The sequence below is a fragment of the Veillonellales bacterium genome (genome assembly GCA_039680175.1).
Lineage (GTDB): Bacteria > Bacillota > Negativicutes > JAAYSF01 > JAAYSF01 > JBDKTO01.
The window spans coordinates 62366-82908 of sequence record JBDKTO010000008.1 but is presented as its reverse complement, the minus strand read 5'-3'; the positions used below and the strand labels follow the sequence as shown (position 1 = coordinate 82908).

16 protein-coding genes are annotated in these 20543 nt (G+C 46.3%); all 16 read right to left on the bottom strand.

The window, feature by feature from the left end; all coding sequences use genetic code 11:
- Nucleotides 1–15: 15 nt before the first annotated feature.
- The 16 genes from ABFC84_01460 to phnD all read right to left on the bottom strand — a co-directional run bounded on the left by ABFC84_01460 (nucleotide 16) and on the right by phnD (nucleotide 20464).
- Nucleotides 16–1467, bottom strand: coding sequence for a nicotinate phosphoribosyltransferase (locus ABFC84_01460; protein ID MEN6411413.1), 1452 nt, complete (start codon nucleotides 1465–1467; stop codon nucleotides 16–18).
- A gap of 275 nt (nucleotides 1468–1742) precedes the next feature.
- The gene (locus ABFC84_01455) at nucleotides 1743–2903 is read right to left on the bottom strand and encodes a hypothetical protein (GenBank protein MEN6411412.1); all 1161 of its coding nucleotides are present in this window, start codon (nucleotides 2901–2903) and stop codon (nucleotides 1743–1745) included.
- Nucleotides 2904–2917: 14 nt separating this feature from the next.
- Nucleotides 2918–4336, bottom strand: a complete 1419-nt coding sequence (locus tag ABFC84_01450; GenBank protein MEN6411411.1) for a tannase/feruloyl esterase family alpha/beta hydrolase — start codon at nucleotides 4334–4336, stop codon at nucleotides 2918–2920.
- A gap of 36 nt (nucleotides 4337–4372) precedes the next feature.
- A complete protein-coding gene (locus tag ABFC84_01445; GenBank protein ID MEN6411410.1) occupies nucleotides 4373–5524 on the bottom strand; it encodes a M20 family metallopeptidase in 1152 nt (383 codons plus the stop codon).
- A 40-nt stretch (nucleotides 5525–5564) separates the two neighbouring features.
- A complete protein-coding gene (gene dcuC / locus ABFC84_01440) occupies nucleotides 5565–6923 on the bottom strand; it encodes a C4-dicarboxylate transporter DcuC (GenBank protein MEN6411409.1) in 1359 nt (452 codons plus the stop codon).
- Nucleotides 6924–7146: 223 nt separating this feature from the next.
- Nucleotides 7147–8025: a LysR family transcriptional regulator gene (locus tag ABFC84_01435; protein MEN6411408.1), complete on the bottom strand. Its 879-nt coding sequence runs from the start codon at nucleotides 8023–8025 to the stop codon at nucleotides 7147–7149.
- Nucleotides 8026–8635: 610 nt separating this feature from the next.
- Nucleotides 8636–9676 (bottom strand): recombinase RecA, encoded by a 1041-nt coding sequence (gene recA / locus ABFC84_01430; GenBank protein ID MEN6411407.1) that lies wholly within the window; start codon nucleotides 9674–9676, stop codon nucleotides 8636–8638.
- A gap of 112 nt (nucleotides 9677–9788) precedes the next feature.
- Nucleotides 9789–10991, bottom strand: coding sequence for an anaerobic glycerol-3-phosphate dehydrogenase subunit C (locus ABFC84_01425; GenBank protein ID MEN6411406.1), 1203 nt, complete (start codon nucleotides 10989–10991; stop codon nucleotides 9789–9791).
- 16 nt (nucleotides 10992–11007) lie between these two features.
- A complete protein-coding gene (gene glpB / locus ABFC84_01420) occupies nucleotides 11008–12252 on the bottom strand; it encodes an anaerobic glycerol-3-phosphate dehydrogenase subunit GlpB (GenBank protein MEN6411405.1) in 1245 nt (414 codons plus the stop codon).
- On the bottom strand, nucleotides 12239–13912 hold the full coding sequence (glpA, locus tag ABFC84_01415; protein ID MEN6411404.1) for an anaerobic glycerol-3-phosphate dehydrogenase subunit GlpA: 1674 nt from the start codon (nucleotides 13910–13912) through the stop codon (nucleotides 12239–12241). The genes glpB and glpA overlap by 14 nt, the downstream gene beginning before the upstream one ends.
- Nucleotides 13882–15228 (bottom strand): MFS transporter, encoded by a 1347-nt coding sequence (locus ABFC84_01410; protein MEN6411403.1) that lies wholly within the window; start codon nucleotides 15226–15228, stop codon nucleotides 13882–13884. Before ABFC84_01410 ends, glpA begins: the two co-directional genes overlap by 31 nt.
- Nucleotides 15229–15565: 337 nt before the next feature.
- Complete coding sequence (locus ABFC84_01405; GenBank protein MEN6411402.1) at nucleotides 15566–16453, bottom strand: ARMT1-like domain-containing protein; 888 nt, start codon at nucleotides 16451–16453, stop codon at nucleotides 15566–15568.
- A gap of 69 nt (nucleotides 16454–16522) precedes the next feature.
- Entirely contained in the window at nucleotides 16523–17302 is a 780-nt protein-coding gene (locus ABFC84_01400; protein MEN6411401.1) for an HAD-IIB family hydrolase, read from the bottom strand.
- 118 nt (nucleotides 17303–17420) lie between these two features.
- Nucleotides 17421–18083, bottom strand: coding sequence for a response regulator transcription factor (locus tag ABFC84_01395; GenBank protein ID MEN6411400.1), 663 nt, complete (start codon nucleotides 18081–18083; stop codon nucleotides 17421–17423).
- Nucleotides 18084–18095: 12 nt separating this feature from the next.
- Entirely contained in the window at nucleotides 18096–19550 is a 1455-nt protein-coding gene (locus ABFC84_01390) for an ATP-binding protein (GenBank protein ID MEN6411399.1), read from the bottom strand.
- Nucleotides 19547–20464 carry a phosphate/phosphite/phosphonate ABC transporter substrate-binding protein gene (phnD, locus tag ABFC84_01385; GenBank protein ID MEN6411398.1) on the bottom strand — a complete coding sequence of 306 codons (918 nt, stop codon included), beginning with the start codon at nucleotides 20462–20464 and terminating at the stop codon, nucleotides 19547–19549. The genes ABFC84_01390 and phnD overlap by 4 nt, the downstream gene beginning before the upstream one ends.
- Nucleotides 20465–20543: the final 79 nt, after the last annotated feature.

Genomic DNA, 20543 nt, shown 5'->3' with positions numbered 1-20543 from the left:
CAGGGAAGCTTTTTTCTATTCCATGGTGTAAGCGTCGATTAGGTCCTGTTTTAAATGCCACAGCTTCCATGATAAGTCCACATAGTAGGAATGGGGATTTTCAAACCGCAGCACTTCCTCCCATAAAGTATCGATCTGCTCCCGGCAATAGGTTTGGATCGCTTTCAAATCCGGGCTTTGGTACACGCATTTACCTTTGGCGAAAATCTGTACCTGGAGTTTCTTCGCATAGAAATTGGTTACCCGTTTCTTCTTCCAGGTATGTTCCGCATCAAATAATTCATAGGGCTTATTCTCATTGATGACTTCATCCGCCAGGGTAATAACATCGGCAATCGCCTTGCCGCTTGTCCTGTCAAACAACCGCCACACCTGCTTAAATCCCGGGTTAGTAATTTTATCCACATTTTCACTGAGTTTTATTTTCGGTACGATTTGTCCGTTTTCTTCAATGGCAGCCAGTTTGTACACTCCCCCGAAAACCGACTCGGACTGGGATGTAATCAACCGCTCGCCTACGCCAAAGGAATCCACTTTGGCTCCCTGGAGCAGGATATCGCGAATAATATACTCATCAAGCGAATTAGATGCCACAATCTTACAATCGGCAAAACCGGCGTCATCCAGCATTTTTCGCGCCTGTTTGGAGAGGTAAGTAATATCGCCGCTGTCGATGCGTATGCCCTGGGGCCTGATTCCCCGCGGCACAAGTTCTTCCTTAAACACTTGGATCGCATTCGGCACGCCGGATTTCAGCACATTATAGGTATCCACAAGAAAAGTACATCCATAGGGATACGTCCTGGCATAGGCTCTAAAGGCTTCCAGTTCGGAGGGAAACAGCTGCACCCAGCTGTGAGCCATCGTACCAAGAGCGGGAATGGCGAAATCCCGGTCGGTAATCGTACAGGCAGTGCCAATACAGCCGCCGACATAAGCGGCCCGGGCCCCGAATATTGCCCCGTCATATCCTTGCGCCCGGCGTGAGCCGAATTCCATAATCGGCCGTCCCTGGGCAGCCCTTACGATTCGGTTGGCTTTGGTGCCGATCAAACTTTGATGGTTGATGGTCAACAGCATCATGGTTTCAATAAATTGGGCTTCGATAATGGGTCCCCGGACGGTAACAATGGGCTCACGGGGGAAAATGGGCGTTCCCTCCGGAATGGCCCATACATCACAGCTAAAAGAAAAATTTTTAAGATACGCCAAAAAAGATTCACTGAACAGTTCCTTTTTTCTTAAATAGGTAATGTCATCATCCGTAAATTCCAGTTTTTTCAGATATTCAATGAATTGTTCCACGCCAACCATAATAGCAAAACCGCCGTCATCCGGAACTTTCCGAAAAAATATGTCAAAGTAGGCAACTTTATTTGTTAAGTTTTCCTGCCAGTACCCATTTGCCATAGTTAATTCGTAGAAATCAGTTAACATTGTTAAATTTATATTGCTCTCATAACTCATTAATGATCCTCCTTATTCTGCGTCTCTGCTGCTTGGGTGAAGCATGAAAAAATCAGACTCGCGGGAACAGTCTGCTGCGTCATTTATCATCCAAATATATTCTTTATTATGCTACTTACGCTAAAAACCATAAAACTCCTGCAAATTACAAATTCTGCAGGAGTACCTTGCATGATTCCAGAGCCGCATACTTTTTGTATGCGGCTCTGGAATCGTAGATTCGTATTGTCCGTTGGCAGTAAGTCCGTAAAGACTTTACTTCAAAACAGATCATTCTAAAAACCATAGACGATCTGGAAACGCGAATAATTCGCTGTTGTTTGACCTGTACTTGCCTTTTTCGTGTTAAAAGTTTGATAAAAATCCAGCATACAATTTTTATCCGGTGAATAGTGGGCAGTAATGCCCGGTCCTTTAATGTCTGTGGAAGATTGCATTTGCGTACTAGTTGCTAAAGTATAGGCAATGTTGTTGGGTTGGACATAATGGTAATCCAAACTAACTCCCCAGGAGTGAGGCCTTTGATCATTTGCACCTTTATACATTAGGCTAAAGTATTCTCCCAAAGGATTCCCCTCAGCAGCATAATTTCTTAAATAATCGCCCCTAAAACTCCAATCATCACTAATGCGGGTTCTAATTCCAGGCCCGCTTACCTGGAAGTTAATAGGGGAATCGCTGCTGTTCGTTTCTTTGACGTAAGTCCAATAGATAGCTGTAGGATTACTCACCTTATAAGAAGCATTTAAAAACATAGCATTTTGCAGCGGTCTGGTTACCGATCCAACCCCTTTCTTTGATAGTTTTGCTGAAGCCAGCGGAGACCAATTGGCAAATCCTACTGTTGCCTTTAGGTCATTCACCTTAGTATCAAATTTAATGCCATCAATTAACCCAATGTTTCCTGCTGAGTTCCAATAGCCCGTGGCTCCAATATCCTGGCCAAAACGCCCCATCGTTACCGAATTTTTCGTTCCAAATAAATTGTCCACCCGCATGTAAGCATCGGATACGATATTTCGGTCTTGCGCCGACATATCATCGTCAGTTGAGGTGTTGGGCAGTACATCATTATACCGAGCCGTTGTCCCCATTTGATTATTGTTCATCACCGCCCAACGGACGTAAAAGGTTGTATTATCGTTTACTTTATCCGTCAATGCCAGACGAACCCGTTCCTGGAAGGTTGCCGGTCCACCATTCCATACAGACCGAACACGGAAGTCTCCACTAAATTTCAAATTGTCTTTTTCGTCAGATTTGGTCACTGCTTTCGTATTGGTTGCCTGCGCCTGCATTTTAGCTTCAAGCTGTGCCATACGCTGTTTAAGCATAGCTAGTTCTGCCGAGTAGTCTTCACTCGCAGCGGCAAATACACTGCTAGTGCTACCCAAAATTAAAATCATAGCGATACTAGTTACCAGTCGCTTTTTCACGTCTTATCCCCCTTTTAATAGCGATCAATTTCTTCACCCGTCGTAATACTGATTGCTTTATCTCCTGACGCTGGTACCCCAATCGTTTTACTGTCTGGCGGTGAATTGCCATTTTCTACCCAATCAATCAGCAAGTCAAATGCCTGATGATAATAGGGCAAAATCGGCTGCAGCAGCTTGTCCTTATCGATTTTAGGGTTTCCAACAATTCCGTCCACATGGTTTGCCCGCTCAATCATATAGAGTCGATGCATATCGCCCTTTCCATTTGTCTTAATCATTTCGTCATAGCCGATAGCATTATAACGTGGGTTAATCTGTACATCCCAGGTTCCTGCTAATGAGATAAGCGGTTTTTGTATCTTACCGCTGAGGGATATGGAAGCAACATTCTGCTTGACCTCTTGGGGACGGTCTTGCCAATTATAGTTATCATAGTCCTCCGGATGACTGCCATATTCCCACCAGTCCCGGTGAATATAGGTAGGGTCATACTTCATTCTGAGGGAATCCGGGCTCAGTGCCCTACCATTGCGGTACTGCTTAATCATAAGAAAATCAGATTCAGGAGGAAAGCCATATCTTTCACGGGCTAGCTTTTTTTCTTCTGCACTCGCGTTCTGGTCCTGCAATATTTTCCAATTTCGCAGTTCTTCCACCTTAATACTGATGTTATTGATTTGTGTATTCCACAATACGCCTTCCCAATCCAGCCCCCCGTCATACAAATCACCGCTGTTTTCCAGGGCATACCGTGTAACATAACCGCCATTGGAAGTTCCCGATATATAGGTGCGGGATGGATGATTTCCTTTCAATTGTGACAGTAAATCTTTTGTGGCTATCGTTAATTGCTTCATTCTCATATTCCACTCTTCAATCGAATCCTGGGGATGGAGAAAAGCAGTCCTTGTTTTTGAGTTTTTATGTATTGTCCCGTCTGGTCCGGGAATGGTTTCTCCTCGTGTTCCCTTATCGGTATATGCGTATGCGTAACTGGCACCATTGGCATCAAACCTTGTCAGAACAAAATCACTTAACCTTTCATCTGCTGACAACTCGCTACCCGTACCGCCGGCAGCCCCAACAACCAATTTCCCGTTCCATTTGTCAGGAATTCGAATGACAAAGTGAGAATCATCAAACATGCCTGTAATCTGCAATCCGGGAACTTTATCCTGTGGAATAAGCCAGGATGGCTTCGACGGATTCCCATTCTCATCCCAGTCCCTGAGATTCCTGGAATCAGCACTCATTGCTCCTAAAAAAGCTTGACCAATTTCATCGTTATTGGTCGTCAAATCATCATAGGCTTTTACTTCCACGCTATGAGCTCCCGGGATCAGTGTTGACATAGCCTGAACATTCGTTGCCGTAAATAACCCATAAATCATAAACAATCCCAATGCTGCCCACAATTTTAACTGGCGCATCCTTGTTCCTCCTGATTTTGAACGACGAAGTCACCTTCATCTGCTATTTTTGCTATTTTCCGCTATATATTCAATAAACCGGTATAACAATTTACAACGGGGTTCAATTGAATCGATAAGCAAATATTCGTTTGGTCCATGAAAGCCGCCACCTATCGGCCCCAGCCCATCCAAAGTTGGAATACCCAAACTGGCGGCAAAACTGCCATCCGATCCGCCGCCGGTTGCAGTCCAGTTTATAGGAATTCCCAGCTCAGCTCCCATGTGCTCCATAGCATCGCATAATTCCAACGTTCTTGCCGAAGGAAGCATGGGCGGTCTGGTCACATTTCCTCTAACCTGTGCCGTCACCCCGGAAGTTCGGGGATGCGCCGCTAAGTCTCTCATTACCTGTTCAACGGCTTGTGCCTCGGCAGGATCGTACATTCTCACATCCACTTCCGCTTTAGCCTGTGCCGCAACCACGTTCACTGCGGTCCCTGCCGAAACAACTCCCACATTGACGGTAGTCCCTGTTGCATAATTGGTTTTGCTGTGGAGGGCAAGTATCCAATGCGCTAACTCTTCGACAGCGCTGCGGCCTTTCTCGTGGTCAATCCCAGAATGAGCCGCCACCCCATTGATTTCAAGCCGGTAACGCCCGACGCCCTTGCGTTTGTTTACAAAATCACCATTCGCTCTGCCTGGTTCAACTACAAGAACGCATTCACTTTTTTTCGCAAGCATCTCCAGCCACGGCCTCGAATAGATGGAACTTATCTCTTCATCGGAATTAAATGCCACACCAATTGATAGATGGTTTAATTTTTCCTCATGCCGAAGAGCACTGAGAACATAGAAAACAGCTAATAGCCCCCCTTTGCAGTCGGCAATCCCCGGACCATAGCCTCTACCGTCTTTGATTGCAAAGGGTCTTTTCGCTGCCGTACCTGTTTCAAATACAGTATCCATATGTCCCATAAGCAGTATGTCATAATAATTCTTATCACTGTTTACAATCTCCAGACAAGGTCCTGCGGTCGGATCAAAGTAATGTTCTTTCACCTTCCAGCCAATTTCGGAAAACTTCCGGGCAAAAAATTCAGTGACCTTAGCTATTCCCTCAACATCACGGGAACCGCTGTCGATATTGACTAAGTACTCTAGATCCCTTATATATCTTGATATTTCAAATTTGTAGCTGAGCATGATATCCTCCTACTATTGGTATCTTACCGATTTATCTGATTCAAAACACAATAATTGTAGCAATTGTTGTCACTATCATGGCCCCAGCCATAGGAATGGCCGTCCTTTTGACAACCTCCACCGGCGATACTGACGCTATGCCTGCTACTGCAATACACACCGCAGATATCGGAGAAACAGCACGGGCAATCGTTGCGGCAAACTGCATCGGCAGCAATAAGTATACTGGGTCGATCTGATATTGACTGGCGATCGTCGGCACCAACCCTACAAATGAGAACATGGAAGCATCGCCCGAGCCGGTAACTATCGTGGCACCGGCAATAACAACCTGTAACAAAATTGTCATTGCATCCGCACCAAATCCTGCACTCTTCGAGGCATTTAAAACCATATCCACAGCACCAATAGCGGTTAGACCGTTAGCAAAGGTTTCACCAGCTACCACCAAAGTTACAATCGTAGCAAATGCATTCCCCATCCCATCAAAAAAACTCTGAATACTTTTAAAAACTTTTTGCGCATCTCTATACCGGATATATTCACAGATCATACTAATAAAAATCCCAAAAAGCATGGCACTAACCAAAGACATTTTTATACTGGACCCGACAATTGGACTGAAAATAAAAATTATCAGCAATGGAATAATGGGTAATATTCCATAAATAACAGGCGACTTTGCTTCATCCGTCACTGCAACTGCAAATTCAGAACTCACAGCTACATGATTGTCCTTTTTGTCAAACCAGGATTGTACACAGTAATGCAAAGCAGCTATCACCAGCATAACCGGAATTGCAATCATGATCTGATAGTTGACAAAATAAGCAACGCTATCAATACCCGCCGTTTTGGCAATCAAGTTTGATGTAGCCGCTGCCGGCCCCAGATCGATACAGGAGCAGGTTACAATGATTGCAGCCGCTGCAGTCCGGCTTGCTCCAATGCCAATGAGTACCGGAAACATCGTCGCCATTAGTAGCATGCCTAGTCCTGCTGCACTGGTAATCGCCATTTTCATTAGCTGTCCCAAAATATAGCCAAAGGCTAATACTAAGTACGGGGATCGCACGTAATGCAGCGGCTTGACACTGATTTTCACAAATGCTTTGCTCGCACCAATATGGTCCATGTAACGAACAAAACCAGCGACCGACATAATCATTAATCCTAATCCGGCTACCCGGTTGCTAAACAGATTTTCGATTACTTTAAAAATATCAAACCAGACATTGCCCGTACTCTGCTTAACTGCAATGATCGGCTTTCCCATTATCACTGCACAAGCCAATAGAATCATTCCGCCCAAAAAAATAACCGTTTGTGGTTTATAATTTTTCACTACCAGACAGCTAACCCCCAAAAGGACTGCCGCCGCAATGATTATTTCTAACATATCACAGCTCCTTCCTGAAATTTTCTAAAACGCTTCTTCCCTCCTTTGATCATTGATTGAACCCATTTTGCTAGCGGCTGTTGCTTGAACTTGCATTCTTAGTTTATATTTGAATGAATATTTTGTGAAATACATCCTTTCTATCGCGTGATAGTTCTACGCTATAAGGAGTCATCTGCAAAAAAAAATTGACGAGAACGAGTTCTCATCAACTTCTTGTACATCATTTGAATTCCTGAATAAACTGAATAAAACCACGGGCTACGGCCGACAAATATTTATCCCTGGCCCAGATAAACCCGGTCTCAAATTCAATTGGCTCTGCTAAAGGCCTGATGGCTATATGGGGATTATCCCTAATTATAGCAATTTTTTCATTGAGCAGAAAGGATATTCCCGCCCCGCTGGCAACCATATTAAAGGCAGTGGCAACTTGCAATGGGGTAAATGTAATGTTAGGAGTAAAACCATGCTTTTCGCATTCTGCCATGACTTTTTTTCTGATATAGCTACCACCTGAACACAAAATAAATCTCTCATTTTTTAATAATTCAAAGGAGATCTTCTCGTAATGACACAATGGATGCTCAGCGGAAACAATAACAAAAAATTGTCCCTGTGAAAAAGGAAGCGTCATATAGGGAGGTGATGGATCAGACAAGACAATGAAGCCCAACTCTATCGTCTCATCCATAACCCGGTCAACGATATTTTGTACTCCGCGCTCAAGAACATTGAGAATAACGTGGGGATGTTGCGCTGCATACTCGACAAATACGGCGGGAAACATCCAAGAACCAAGTGAGGTTGGAATTGCCAGTCTCAGCGTTCGATTCGCTTGAGTGCCTAAATCATGCATTTCATCCACAACGTTCTGCACATCATGTAATATGCTCTTAATCCGTTCTCGGAACAATTCACCGTCCGGTGTAACAGCGACTACGTGCTGATTTCTGTATAGCAAAGAAACTCCCAGTTCCTCCTCCAGTTTTCGTATGGAAGCGGTAATTGATGGTTGAGCAACATGGAGCTCTTCTGCCGCTTTGGTAAAGCTCTTCAGTCTGCTCACAGCTTCAAAATGTTCCAATTTCCTTAAATCCATACCTTACCCCCTTCCATAACACACGATGTTTGAAGAAGTCCGCAAAGTTAATCTATATATTTACTTCGCTTACCAGTCTGTAACTCCTCTATGAATAAACCTGGATTGGCACTATAGCTTGCAGCTATTATTCGGGGTGCAAGTATCGTGAATTGGTCCAAATGACCCCACAATCCATATCGGCATTATGGATATTCATCACCTGTTCCGCAAAAAGATTGACCGATGAGGCGTAACTAGGGATTAACAGCCGGAGTATGGGTATGCCCTGAAATCCATAAAAAAATCTGCGGATATTCTTTGATAAGCTGCTCAATCTCATCGACCGGCTGGGCAGTGAACTCGTTCAGCTAAAGCTGAACATCGAATCTTCGGTGGGAGATTCGACTCCCACCGAAGCAGCTAAGCATTAGATAAGATTCTCATCACAGACTAAAATAGACGAGAGTTCAGTGTTCATCATTTCACACTAAGCTCTCGTCTATCAGCAACTGAAGCCCTTTATTTCGTTTCAGCAAGAGAAATACGTACGTTCATATCTCCTATATCGGTATGCAAAGGAAGACATTTCCCCCCTGGCGGAAGTAACAAAATCATCTAATTCCTTCCATTATTCCTCTTCTATATCCACCAGATCGTTCCCGGCTGCTGCCGGCAGTTTTACACTGCCGGACAAGAGCAGTTCTCTGATCTTCCCTTCAATTTCATTAGCAATATCGTTGTTTTCCTCCAAAGCGGCCTTTACATTTTCCCGTCCCTGCCCCAAACGGTTATCGCCATAGGAGTACCAAGCGCCGCTTTTATCAATAATATTAAGCTCAGTCCCTAAATCCACCAAGATACCTTCCCGAGAAATTCCTTTACCGTATACAATATCAAACTCCGCTTGTTTAAAAGGAGGAGCGACTTTATTTTTTACTACTTTTACTTTTGTCCGGGTTCCCACAATGTCATTTCCCTGTTTAATACTTTCCTTTTTCCGAACATCAAGTCTTATTGACGCATAAAATTTTAACGCGCGGCCGCCGGTTGTTGTTTCCGGATTGCCGAACATTACACCGACTTTTTCCCGCAGCTGGTTGATAAAAATGGCGGTAGTACGGGATTTGCTGATAATGCCGGTCAGTTTACGCATCGCCTGCGACATCAGCCTGGCTTGCAGACCCACATGGGAATCACCCATTTCACCGTCAATTTCCGCCTTGGGTACCAAAGCAGCAACTGAATCGATAACAATAACGTCGATAGCACCGCTGCGAACCAAAGCTTCCGCAATATCCAAAGCCTGTTCGCCGTTATCCGGCTGCGAGATCAAAAGTTCTTCCGTATTGACGCCCAGTGCCTTAGCATACACCGGATCAAGGGCATGCTCCGCATCAATAAACGCCGCCGTGCCGCCTAATTTTTGCGCTTCGGCGATGATATGCAAGGCGACAGTCGTTTTCCCGGAAGATTCCGGCCCGTAGATCTCCACCACCCGGCCCCGTGGTACTCCGCCAACTCCCAAGGCAATATCCAGCGACAAAGCCCCTGTAGGAATCACTTCCACATTCATATTCGCCGCTGCTTCCCCCAGTTTCATAATCGAGCCTTTCCCAAAATCTTTCTCAATCTGTTTAACCGCCGATTCCAGAGCTTGCTCCTTCGTCATGTTCCTGCCGCCTACGCCAAAAGTTTTTTCCGCCACCTTAACCCCTCCGTCACAGAACGTCTGTTTGGTTTTATTATAGCATCGGATCAGAGGCTCTGTAAAGGAAAAGTTTTTATCGCTGATAAGCCTGCCGCAGCAGTGTCACCGGATGCACCGCCGCCACTCCGGCACCGTGAGCAATCTGCAGCCGGCAGGTTCCGCAGTCGCTGACTGCCGTAGCCGTGCCGCTGCCTTTTATCCTGGCAAACAACCTCTCGCCTATGTCCATGGAAATATCGTATTTATCGGCTTTAAAGCCGTAATTGCCGGACAACCCGCAGCAGCCCGCGTCAGCATTCTCCACTGTAAGGCCGGGAATAAACTCCAGCAAATCCAGTGCCGGCAAGCCGAACCCCTGGGCCCGAAGATGGCAGGGCGCGTGGTATATGACCTTCTCTTCCAGAGCGGCAAATTGGGTATTCAATTTGCCTTTGTCCGCCAGCAGCAGCAAAAACTCGCAGGCGTCATATAAGTTCTTCGCGTTTTCCGCCAATCCTTCGATGTCATACAGTTCCTGATACTCCTGCTTCAGCATCAGACCGCAACTGGTGCAGCAGGTAATCACCGGAACACTTTTTTCTCTCCATTTTTTTATCAGTTCGCTGTTTTTCTCGGCATGCTGCTCTGCTTCCGCCAAATAACCCGTAACGACCATAGGCGATCCGCAGCAGACGAACTCCTCTTCCACAATCACTTCGTACCGGTTGGCCTGCATCACAGCCACAAAGTCCATCCCCACCTGAGGATCGTTGTAGTTGATAAAGCAGCCGGGATAGAACACAACTTTATCCGGAAAAATTTGCTGACGCAGCTTCTTAAATTGGCTGAGAAACGATTCGGCGGCATAAGCCGGCAAGGATCTTTGACCGGTAATGCCGACCATTCTCATCAACCCAAGCCCGCTGCCGATATGCATGCCCATATTGGCAAAAAAAGCACCGCCGGGAAGATTCACCGCCAGTTTGGCCATTTTTTCACCATGAGCCAGCAGTTCTTCTCCCAGGGAATGTTTACGATTTTTAAAAGACTTAGCTCTTGCCAGCATATTGAGGGTAGAAATGGGTACGCCGGAAGGGCAGGCCATGTCGCAGTTTTTGCAGTTGGAGCAGTATTCCAGGGAGGGTTCCGCATCTTCCTGGGAAAGTCTCAGTCTTTCCAGAGCCGGTCCCACCATTTTCGGTCCGCGGAATTTCCGGGTGACGGCGGTAACAGGGCACTGAGAGACGCAGGCTGTACAGGCTGTACAGTTGTCCGGGTTATGCTGATACATTTTCATGATTTTTTTGCCTCCCTTATACCGACATGGCCGCTTGATAGCCGGATGCCAGCGCAACGCCGTTGCCTGATTTTTCAAAACAAAAATCATAGCCCCGCAGATTGCGTCCGGCAATAAATATATTTTCAATAGCGATACTGCCATTGGGGGCAAGAGGACGCATTTTGTTGTCAACTGTTATGCCGATTTTGGCAAAGGATTGTTTCTCAGGGGAAAACAACTGCCGATTTCCCCATTCTTCCTGCTTGGCCGGTGCCTCTACCGGAAGATTGAAAATCGGTTCTATCGCCTGCCCCGGTTCCGCCCGTAAACCGCCGCCATAGAAACCTCCGTTGGCCAGAATAAAATTTTTTGCATAATAAGTCCGTTCCCGGTCGATATTTTGCGTCACAACTCCCAGGCACTTACCCTTTTCCATAATGGCTCTGGCGACAGAAACCTGTTCAATGATGCGGACACCGGCGGTTTTTAAGTAATTCAGCATCATGCTGCGCAGTCTGAACCCCGTAACGGAAGGGGGTATGGCTACTGTTTCCACCAGTCGGCAGTCCAGCGCTGTTTCCATTTCTTCTAACACCTGATAATCAGGGCTAGTCCCTAACACCGGCGGCATTAGAATGACTGCACCCGCTTTTACCTTCTTTACCAGTTGCCGTATGCACTCTTTTCGCCCGGTCCCGGTATCCAGCCATCGAGCCACATCCAGTGCACTGACATCCCGACCGTCGGTGAAATGAGGATTAACCATAACAATTTCGTAATTTTTATCATAGCCCGGTAGTTTGCTTAAATTCTTTGCCACCAAATGGGGATAGTAGTCTTTTAAGCCTTGAAAACCCGCTGCATACACAGTATGAGCTGATTTCAGACATGTTGTATCCATGGTTTTCGGCACAAGGCAGGTAGGTTTTAGCGTCCCAGCAGCCGTAGGAATCCATTTCATTTCCTCCAGCCTGCCCAGATAAGGATAGCCTGCCGATTCACAGATTGCCAGAAAAAATTTTATCGCAGCGTAAATGGCCGGACTGCCTATTTTCTTATAAGGATGAGCCGGCTCAATTGCAGCCAACCCGGCTGCCGGATTGGCAAGAGGCCGGCCGTCATTGCCATAACCAAGAAGATCAATCGTTCCGCCGCCGATAGTCAGAGTGCCGACTCCCTTACTCAAGACAGTAACTTTTTTACCCCGTTTGTCAGCAGCAGCAGCCGCTATTAACCCGGCAAAACCGCTGCCGATCACAATAACGTCACTTTCCCTCATTGTCGATCACTCCATTGATATTCAACATTCCCGCGTAAATACCCCGGGTCAGTTCCGCTTCCCGGAGAGTATTGCCCCAAAGGATCGGGCGGATTCCGTTCCAGCGGCCCTGAAGAAATTCTTGCAATAACTTATTTGTGTCCTGGCCCCAGGTCAGATTTTGACTGTCGGCAACACCAACGCTCCTGAAGGTGCAGAAGGCTCCCTGGCAGGTTCCCATTCCCAGGCGGGTCTTGCGCCGGACATCGCTTAGACAGTGGCTGGTGCTGTCTTGGGCGGCTGCTTCGACTTCCGCCAGGGTAATGTTTTCACATTCGCAGACCAGCTGACGCTTCTCCGGATCTTGTTCCATAGATTGGACTACTTTCTCCAGCCGCTCGGCTCCTAAGCGGGAGGCGGCCAATTCGGTTCCGTAGGCGGGAAAATAGTGTCTGGCTTTTTCCAATAATCCGGGGGAAGGGTCTTCAACCAACGGTTCTTCAGCGGTACGGCAGGGTGCTGTTACTTTGAGCTGCCGGCATACCAGATCACTCATTTTCTCAGCCATGAGCCGGTACGTGGTGAATTTACCGCCGACAATGCTGGCAAAACCTTTTACATTGTCTTTCTCATGATCCAGAATAACAAAATTCCGGGAGGCTCCCCGGCCTTTGGCACTGGGATCAGCGCTGTATAAGGGACGGGTACCGGTAAAGGCGCGGAGCAGGCGGTACTGTCCGAGGTTTTCGAAGGTAGCTTCGCCGATTTTCATCATCGCCAGTACTTCCTGGGTGGAGGGCAGATTGTCTTCCGGACTTTCGGCCGGAGAAGAGGTGGTGCCTAGAATGGTAATGGATCCGTGGGGCACAAAGATGTCTCCGTCGGAGGCCGGACGCAGCCGGTTAATAATGCGACTGGAAAGCCGATGGTTAAAGGCCAGCAGGGTGCCTCTGTCCGGCTGGACGTGCACCTTGATTCCCGCCAGTCCGGCGATTTCTCCGGCCCAGGAACCGGCAGCACTGACAACAAAATCACAGGCAATCTTTTCGACTTCACCGGTGAAAAAATTGCGGACTGTCACGCCCACCACTTGATTATTGCTCTGTTCGATCCCAATGACCTCGGTATAGGTTCTGACCCGTCCGCCGTAGCGGCGAGCCGAGGCCACATTCTGCCAGGCCATGCGGAAACCGTCAATTGCCGCATCGGGCACCCGGTATACGGACTGAATCCGACGGGTCAGATTTGGTTCCAGTCGCCAGGCTTCTTCCGGGGAGATGGGTATGGCAGGGATACCTACTTTGCGGCACCCTTCCACCCACTTTTCTTCAAATGCTTTATCGTCTTCCGGCAGCCGGATAAAAAAGCCCTCGGTGGCTTCGACGCAATGTTTGCCGATTTTCCGCAGGATAGTATTTTCTTCGATGCATTCTTTGCCGGCGGCGGCGTCTTTTACCGCATAACGGCCGCCGCTGTGCAGCAGGCCGTGATAGCGGGAGCTGGAGCCGTACACCAGATCCCGCTGTTCCAGAAGCAGTACGTCCACTCCTCTCATGGCCAGATCCCGCAAAATGCCGACTCCTGTGGCTCCGCCGCCGATGACTACTACTGTCGCCTTTTCCACGCTATTACCCCTTCCCTGAAAGCTGGTTACACTACTTCCTTTGGTTTTGCATTCCATACAATAAGCGCCAATAATAGAGAAACAACAGCGGCACCTACCCAGAAGTAACCCGCAAGCGTAAAGTCATATATTTTTTGGCCATTCACAATTGTCATATGGGAATTAATAAGAACGCCACTGACAGTTTCCTGTATCGCTGCGCCCGCGTAACTTAAAAGGCCAATCATGCCCATTGCAGCACCTGTTGCACGCTTAGGAACAATATCAACTGCCATAAGTCCTCCCAAATAACAGACAAGAGCTCCCATTACAAAACCGTACACGGACAAACAGGCCATATCCATAATAAAGCTCGGCGGTGCCCAAAGGAACATGCCAACCGATCCAGCATATAAAATACCATAAATCAAGCATGGCATATTGCGCCTATGATTGAAGAATCTATCAGAGACAATACCGCAGGTCAGTGCTCCGACAATCCCTGCAATCTGCATTCCACCGAGTACGCCGGCTGCTCCCACCGTAGAATAACCTTTTTCTGCTGTTAAATAGACAACCCCCCAGCTTTCAATCGCATAGCGTGTGATATAGCAGCAAAGACTCGATAAGCCAAGGATCCAGACTGCCGGGTTTTTAATAACTTCCCATTGCAGCTGTCCTACCGTCTTATTGGTTTCTATCGTTTCTGGCTGTACTTCCCCTTTATATACTTCCACATTTGGCAGGCCATTTGTTTCCGGGCGGTCATGCATGCAGAATAATATAACGAAAGAGCCTGCCAGACAAACAATGCCCGGAACAATAAACCCCATTTGCCAGCTGTAAGAAGTAACCAACACGGCTGTTACTATATAGGTAAAAGCTGCGCCTAAGTTATGACTTGTAAACCAAATGCCATAATAAGTGCCGCGTTCTTTATTCGTAAACCATTGATTCAAGGCAACAATGCAGGGACCGGCGCCAAAAGACTGGAACCAGCCGTTGATCCCCCATAAAACCACAAGCGGTACAAATGTATTGCAAAATCCCATCAACGTACTGGCAACAGACGACATAAACAGTCCAAAGGCAAAAAAGCGTTTATTATTGAACCGGTCCGCCAGAAAGCTATTGGTGAATTTACCAATCCCATAAGTAATAAAGAAAACCGATCCCATGAGTCCTAATTGCTGTGCATCCAATATACCTAACGCCATAAGCTGTTTTTTTATAACTGAAAAGTTAAGCCTCAGTACATAAAATAACGCATAACCGATGGTAATAGAGCCAAATACCTGCCAGCGCATTGTGTTGAATTTCGACTTGATTTCTTTTGCATCCGTAAGCGGCGTTATATTCGTTCCGGTTTTGAAAAAGTTCCAAATAGCTCCCATAATTTCTACCTCATTTCTCTAATTTCTCTTATTCGGCAGTTGCAGCCGTATCATAAATGTGACACGGATTTCACCCTACAACCGTTGTTCCTGAAGCGGTGAAAAGCAAAGCCGTAAAACATAAAACAATGCATAACCTGCTTCCATCAGCATCCCCCCAAATTATTTTTTAAAATAACACGAAACAACTATCTCATCCAAATAAAATTATCACACAATGCTGAAAACTCTGTTAGCAGTAAAATACTGATTCTCCCGTAAGAAAAACAAAGGAAAACCAAGTAAGAAGTATTCTTACTTGGTTTTCCTGAAAACTAATCCATACCAAAAAGACTATTTACCGACCCTTTTGACTTTTACGTTCAGCCTGAAATATAGGAGTAAATCGTCCGAAATTCAATTTTTTTACAAACACATTACACTTACATAAGAATAAGTAATAAATATTTTTACCGCTATCGGTAAGCGTTTCAAAGTTCCCTTGTCCTTTAGCAATAATCACTTCCGCGGCTTCAAAAGCATCTTTAAAAACATCCGAAACCTCCTGCAGATCCGTACCGGGTAAATCCGTCCCGTTATTGACTATAGCCGCATATTGATCAATACCTACATAATAGGCATCCTTTTCGGTTACATCACTTGAAATGGGTGTTCCTCTTGTTGTAAATACGATATTCAAATGGGGAAACCGCCGCTTGATATACTTGAGCAGGATTTTATCCAATACGATTTCTCCGGCATTATCGCCTAAATATAATAAATTTGTTGAACAAGCCAAATCATCCAGTAATCGCTCATAGGTACAAGAATCAAGTTCCTGCTCCGTCACCGTTTTAAAGATGATATCCTTTACCAAATCGGGCGGGACATTATTTAAAGCGCTAAAATCTATTATATTGCCGGCAAGAGCCGCCTTTAATGCTTCAACTAGCGGCTCTTCCCCTTTGCATATCAGGGTTTCCACATCTTGTTCCAATGACAATAGCAAATCATTAAAATAACGTTTGTCGTGCTCGTAAAAATCTTCAATGCCTGTTACTTGCCGGGCAATTCTAGTCATTTTTGCTTCTACCAAGGGAGCTGACCGGTCATAGCCGGTATGTAAAATTTCTGTTAGCACCGCTTGCATAAACCCATACTTTTTTCTCTTATCCTTTATATATAAATCGGCTAAATTGTTGGCTTTGTTTACTATACAAGCGATACAATCCACATGTGAGCCCATTTTCCCCTCCCTGGTATATTATATTTTCCCTTACTACTGATTTACTAAAAATGCATATCTTTTCCGGTTTCATTTTATCGACAGCAAATGGCCCACCGCTTCGGCAAAACCGCAGCCGCATTCTTTCTCGGTCACATAAGTCGGCAGATGCTTCATTTTATTTACAAAAGGCTTTATATTGGCAACCGCACAGCTGTTGGGGAAATAGGCGAACATCGGTTCATCGTTGGGAGAGTCACCAAAAAAGAGCACCTTTTCTTTTAGATTTTTTTCCTGCCATATCTGCTGCATAAACAGTTCGGTCATCGATAGTTTATCATATTCGCCAAACCAGGCGTTAACGTGAATTGAGCTCACCTTTGCTTCCGCTCCCAGGGAAACGCAGATGTCTTTTATCTTTTCCGCCGCTTCAAAACCAAGATAGGGAGGATCCTCATTAAAATCAATTGCCAGATCATAAATCCGGGAAAACTGATCCTTGGCAATCCGGCAGCCCGGAACGCCCTGCAAAGCGGCGTTTTTGACCTTGTCCAGTTTTTTGCGAATATCCCCACCGGCTACTGACGGATGGGTAAAGGTTTTGAGTTGTTTGCCGGCAAAATAATAGACAAAGGCTCCATTTTCACCGACAATCGCGTCTACCGGCCACTGCCGGATAATCAGATCGCACCATCCCGCCGGCCGTCCGGTAACCGGTATGATCTTATATCCCGCGTTATGCAGTCTCCATAATGCGGTGTAAGACTCTTCCGGCAGTTTGCCGTTTTCCGTAATGGTATCGTCAATATCGGTAAGAATGTATTCTATTTTTCGCGCCCGTTCACCGGGAATCTCGTTAAATAATTGCATTGGTTTAATCCTTTCTTTATATCTCTTCTTATTATCCTACAAACAGTAAAAAATGGTTAGCAGAAATTTTCTGATTATTTTGTAGGAAAAAGCCGCAAAGCTCAGGTAAGATAACTTCTCATCTGGATTTTGCGGAGAGGAACCCGTAGCGAAGAGCATATTCAACCAATTGGCTTCGCTGGGTGCATTGGAGTTTTTCCATTAACCGGGTCTTATACGTATCCACTGTTTTCACACTCAAACACAGCATTTCGCCAATCTGGCTCATGGAATGGCCCCGGGCCATCAATTTCAAAACTTCCCGTTCCCGGAAGCTAAGGAGAATATAGGGATCATCCGGAGTTTCTTTCTCATGGTCAAGGAGCAGACTGTTAATCAGCGCATTGGCATTCTGCGGGCTTAAGTACCGCGCCCCGGTGGCAATTGTCCGAATGGCTTCAAAGAGCTCCGTATCCACCGCTCTTTTTTCCACGTAGCCCAGTGCCCCTGCCTGAATCGCTTCCTTGACATACTGTTCGTCTTCATACATGGTGAGTACAAAAATTTTGATGTTGTAGCCGCGGCTTTTGATTTCTTTAATACACTCCAAGCCCCCCATCTGCGGCATGGAAATATCCAAAATTAGAATATCAGCCGACCGCTCTTCCAGCAATTTTAATATTTCTTCCCCATTGGCAGCTTCTCCCGTAACTTCAAAGTCCGCTTCGTTATTGAGCAGCAGCTTCAGCCCTGCCCGAAGCACGGAATGATCATCGGCAAGAAAGATCCGCAGTTTGTCCATTCCTTTTTCCTCCTATATTGGCAGTGTTACAAAAACAACCGTTCCCCTGTCGGGAGCAGAGTGGAATTCCAACTTCCCTCCCAACAGCTCGGCTCTTTCCTGCATCCCGTATATTCCCAGCCTGTTTTTAGCCCGGGCGATCTCCAATTCTTTGAAACCCGCACCTAATCCATTATCCTCGACTTTCAGCGTAACAGCCGCTGCCTGTAAGTCAAGAGTAATCGAAACGGAAGTTGCCCGGGCGTGCCGTGCAACATTCGTCAGGCTTTCCTGGAGAATCCGATATAAAGTCAGAGCGGTTTCATTACTAAGGTTCAGTCTCGCTTCCGGTGCCGCAAATTTCACATTAACGTTTTGTTCCGTACCGAACTTTTGAATATATTTCGTCATGGCAGCCGTAATACCAAGGTCATCCAAGGCCGGCGGACGCAAGTCCACCGCCGTTTTCCGCACACCGTCCAATACGTCGATAACCAAATCTCTGGCTCCCTGCAGCAGCGTCTTTTGCGTGTCATTGGTGAGTTTCGACATGAGCACTTTTAAATAGGCCAATAGGGAAGTCAAGTACTGGCCTGTTTCGTCATGCAGTTCCCGTGAAATCCGTTTCCGTTCTTCCTCCTGAATGGTAATCAGCTTATTGATCAGTATGGTGCGCATCTCTTCCTTTTCCCGCAATTCATCCAGCAAATGCTTATTTTCACTTTCTTTGTGCTTTAACCCGGCAACCATTTCATTAAATACAACCGTTAAATGACCGATTTCGTCATCCGCCGTTTCTTGGGCCTGTACCGAAAAGTTGCCCTTGCGGATTTCTGCTGCCGCTGCCGCCAGTGTTTCCACCGGCTTGATAATAAGATGAGCCAGATAGGTAGACGCCAGCATCGCCAGGATACAGGAAATCAAGGTGATTCCGATCGCAGCATTTGTCTTTTGCCGAATCAGCAGCTGGGTTCCTTTTTCCGACATTCCCACCCGTACAAAACCTATGCCGCTCTCGATCGGTACGGTTATTTCCCGGATAGAGCCTTCATTGCTGTCATACTTTGCAACTTCATAATCGGGGGACAGGCCGGATTCCAATCCATTGCTGTCCGCTGCCTCATTCTTCGCCGGCAGTGCTGCTCCGGCAGTCAGCGGCAGGCCTTCCGGCAGACCGCCGGGAAATGTGTGGGCGATAATTCGCCCGGCCGAGTCGGAGATCAAAATATAGCGGACATCTTTCGTATTGTTCTTGGTTTTATTGATCCGGTCAAACAGAGAATAATGATCATCCAGCAGAATGTCGTTCCGGCTTAAGGCTGCCACATAGGAGGCCAGTTCTGCCCCCCGTTTTTCCATCTGCTCATTCAGCAAATTGCTGGTCGTTTCAATGGTGAGAAGGCCGATTGTCAGACTAAGGAATAAAATTGCACTGACGATGATAAAATTGATTTTGTAATAAATGCTGAATCGCTTTATATTTTTCATAAGGCTGTACTCATCCGGCTGTAGAGCAGCCGCAACGGCTCATAAAATTCAGGTTCCGGCATGACAAAGCGATCGATAACCAGTCCCTGCAGGGCGGGAATCGTATCCGGGTCCTGATACATGTTGAGAAAAATACTGCGCAGCTGTTCTTTTTGTTCTGCTTTCATCCTTTTACTGACTACTACCGGACCGGTAGGCACCGGTGCGGTAGAAAAAATAATGCGGATATTTGCCGTCAGCTCAGGATTTCTTTCTTTGGCATATTCATAAATCTGGCTGTCAAAGCTGGCCCCATCGGCAAGCTTATTGGCTACGGCCCAGAGAGACTTGTCGTGATTATAAGTATAGAAATAACGCTTAAAAAATTTTTCCGGACTGGTGCCGTGCTGCCGCAAATAGTCCTCAATGACCATATGCCCCGAATAGCTCAGCGGGTCCGTAAAGGCAAAAACTTTCCCCTTCAAATCATCCATCGTCTTGATACTGCTGTCGGTATGAACGATGACATCGGCATTATAAAATACGTTATCCCCATGTTCCGCCATCACCAGGATTTCGATTTCATTCATTCCCTGATAGGAACTGTAAGCACCGGTTGACAAAAAAGCAATATCCACATCGCCATTAGCCAGCAGCATGTTCACCTCGGCATACGTTTTGCGCTGAATGAGAACGACCTGCCGGCCTGTTTCCCGGGAAATATGTTCGGCGATTTTACGGTAATAACTAATGGTCTCATAAGGAGACATCACGGAGGCAAGCGCAATTAAAATCGGGCCCTGTTCCTGTTCTGCCCGGCTGTACACAGGAGGGTTGGCTGAGGGACGGCTAAAATCAATATATTGATTTTGCTGATTCTGGCACCCGCCAAGCAGCATACAGAGTACGACAAGCATCGCCGAAAAATATTTCATAATGATCTGACCTGCCTATGCTTCAAAAATTCGTCGATTAAAAATATTTAAATTCGCTGCGAAATCCTTAATTCCTGTC

Bases quoted from the DNA above. Each gene is read 5' to 3' on its own strand.
- ABFC84_01460 (MEN6411413.1), bottom strand. From the start codon at position 1,467: ATGAGTTATGAGAGCAATATAAATTTAACAATGTTAACTGATTTCTAC.
- ABFC84_01450 (MEN6411411.1), bottom strand. From the start codon at position 4,336: ATGCGCCAGTTAAAATTGTGGGCAGCATTGGGATTGTTTATGATTTAT.
- ABFC84_01445 (MEN6411410.1), bottom strand. From the start codon at position 5,524: ATGCTCAGCTACAAATTTGAAATATCAAGATATATAAGGGATCTAGAG.
- dcuC (MEN6411409.1), bottom strand. From the start codon at position 6,923: ATGTTAGAAATAATCATTGCGGCGGCAGTCCTTTTGGGGGTTAGCTGT.
- ABFC84_01435 (MEN6411408.1), bottom strand. From the start codon at position 8,025: ATGGATTTAAGGAAATTGGAACATTTTGAAGCTGTGAGCAGACTGAAG.
- recA (MEN6411407.1), bottom strand. From the start codon at position 9,676: ATGACGAAGGAGCAAGCTCTGGAATCGGCGGTTAAACAGATTGAGAAA.
- ABFC84_01425 (MEN6411406.1), bottom strand. From the start codon at position 10,991: ATGAAAATGTATCAGCATAACCCGGACAACTGTACAGCCTGTACAGCC.
- glpB (MEN6411405.1), bottom strand. From the start codon at position 12,252: ATGAGGGAAAGTGACGTTATTGTGATCGGCAGCGGTTTTGCCGGGTTA.
- glpA (MEN6411404.1), bottom strand. From the start codon at position 13,912: ATGGAATGCAAAACCAAAGGAAGTAGTGTAACCAGCTTTCAGGGAAGG.
- ABFC84_01410 (MEN6411403.1), bottom strand. From the start codon at position 15,228: ATGGGAGCTATTTGGAACTTTTTCAAAACCGGAACGAATATAACGCCG.
- ABFC84_01405 (MEN6411402.1), bottom strand. From the start codon at position 16,453: ATGGGCTCACATGTGGATTGTATCGCTTGTATAGTAAACAAAGCCAAC.
- ABFC84_01400 (MEN6411401.1), bottom strand. From the start codon at position 17,302: ATGCAATTATTTAACGAGATTCCCGGTGAACGGGCGCGAAAAATAGAA.
- ABFC84_01395 (MEN6411400.1), bottom strand. From the start codon at position 18,083: ATGGACAAACTGCGGATCTTTCTTGCCGATGATCATTCCGTGCTTCGG.
- ABFC84_01390 (MEN6411399.1), bottom strand. From the start codon at position 19,550: ATGAAAAATATAAAGCGATTCAGCATTTATTACAAAATCAATTTTATC.
- phnD (MEN6411398.1), bottom strand. From the start codon at position 20,464: ATGAAATATTTTTCGGCGATGCTTGTCGTACTCTGTATGCTGCTTGGC.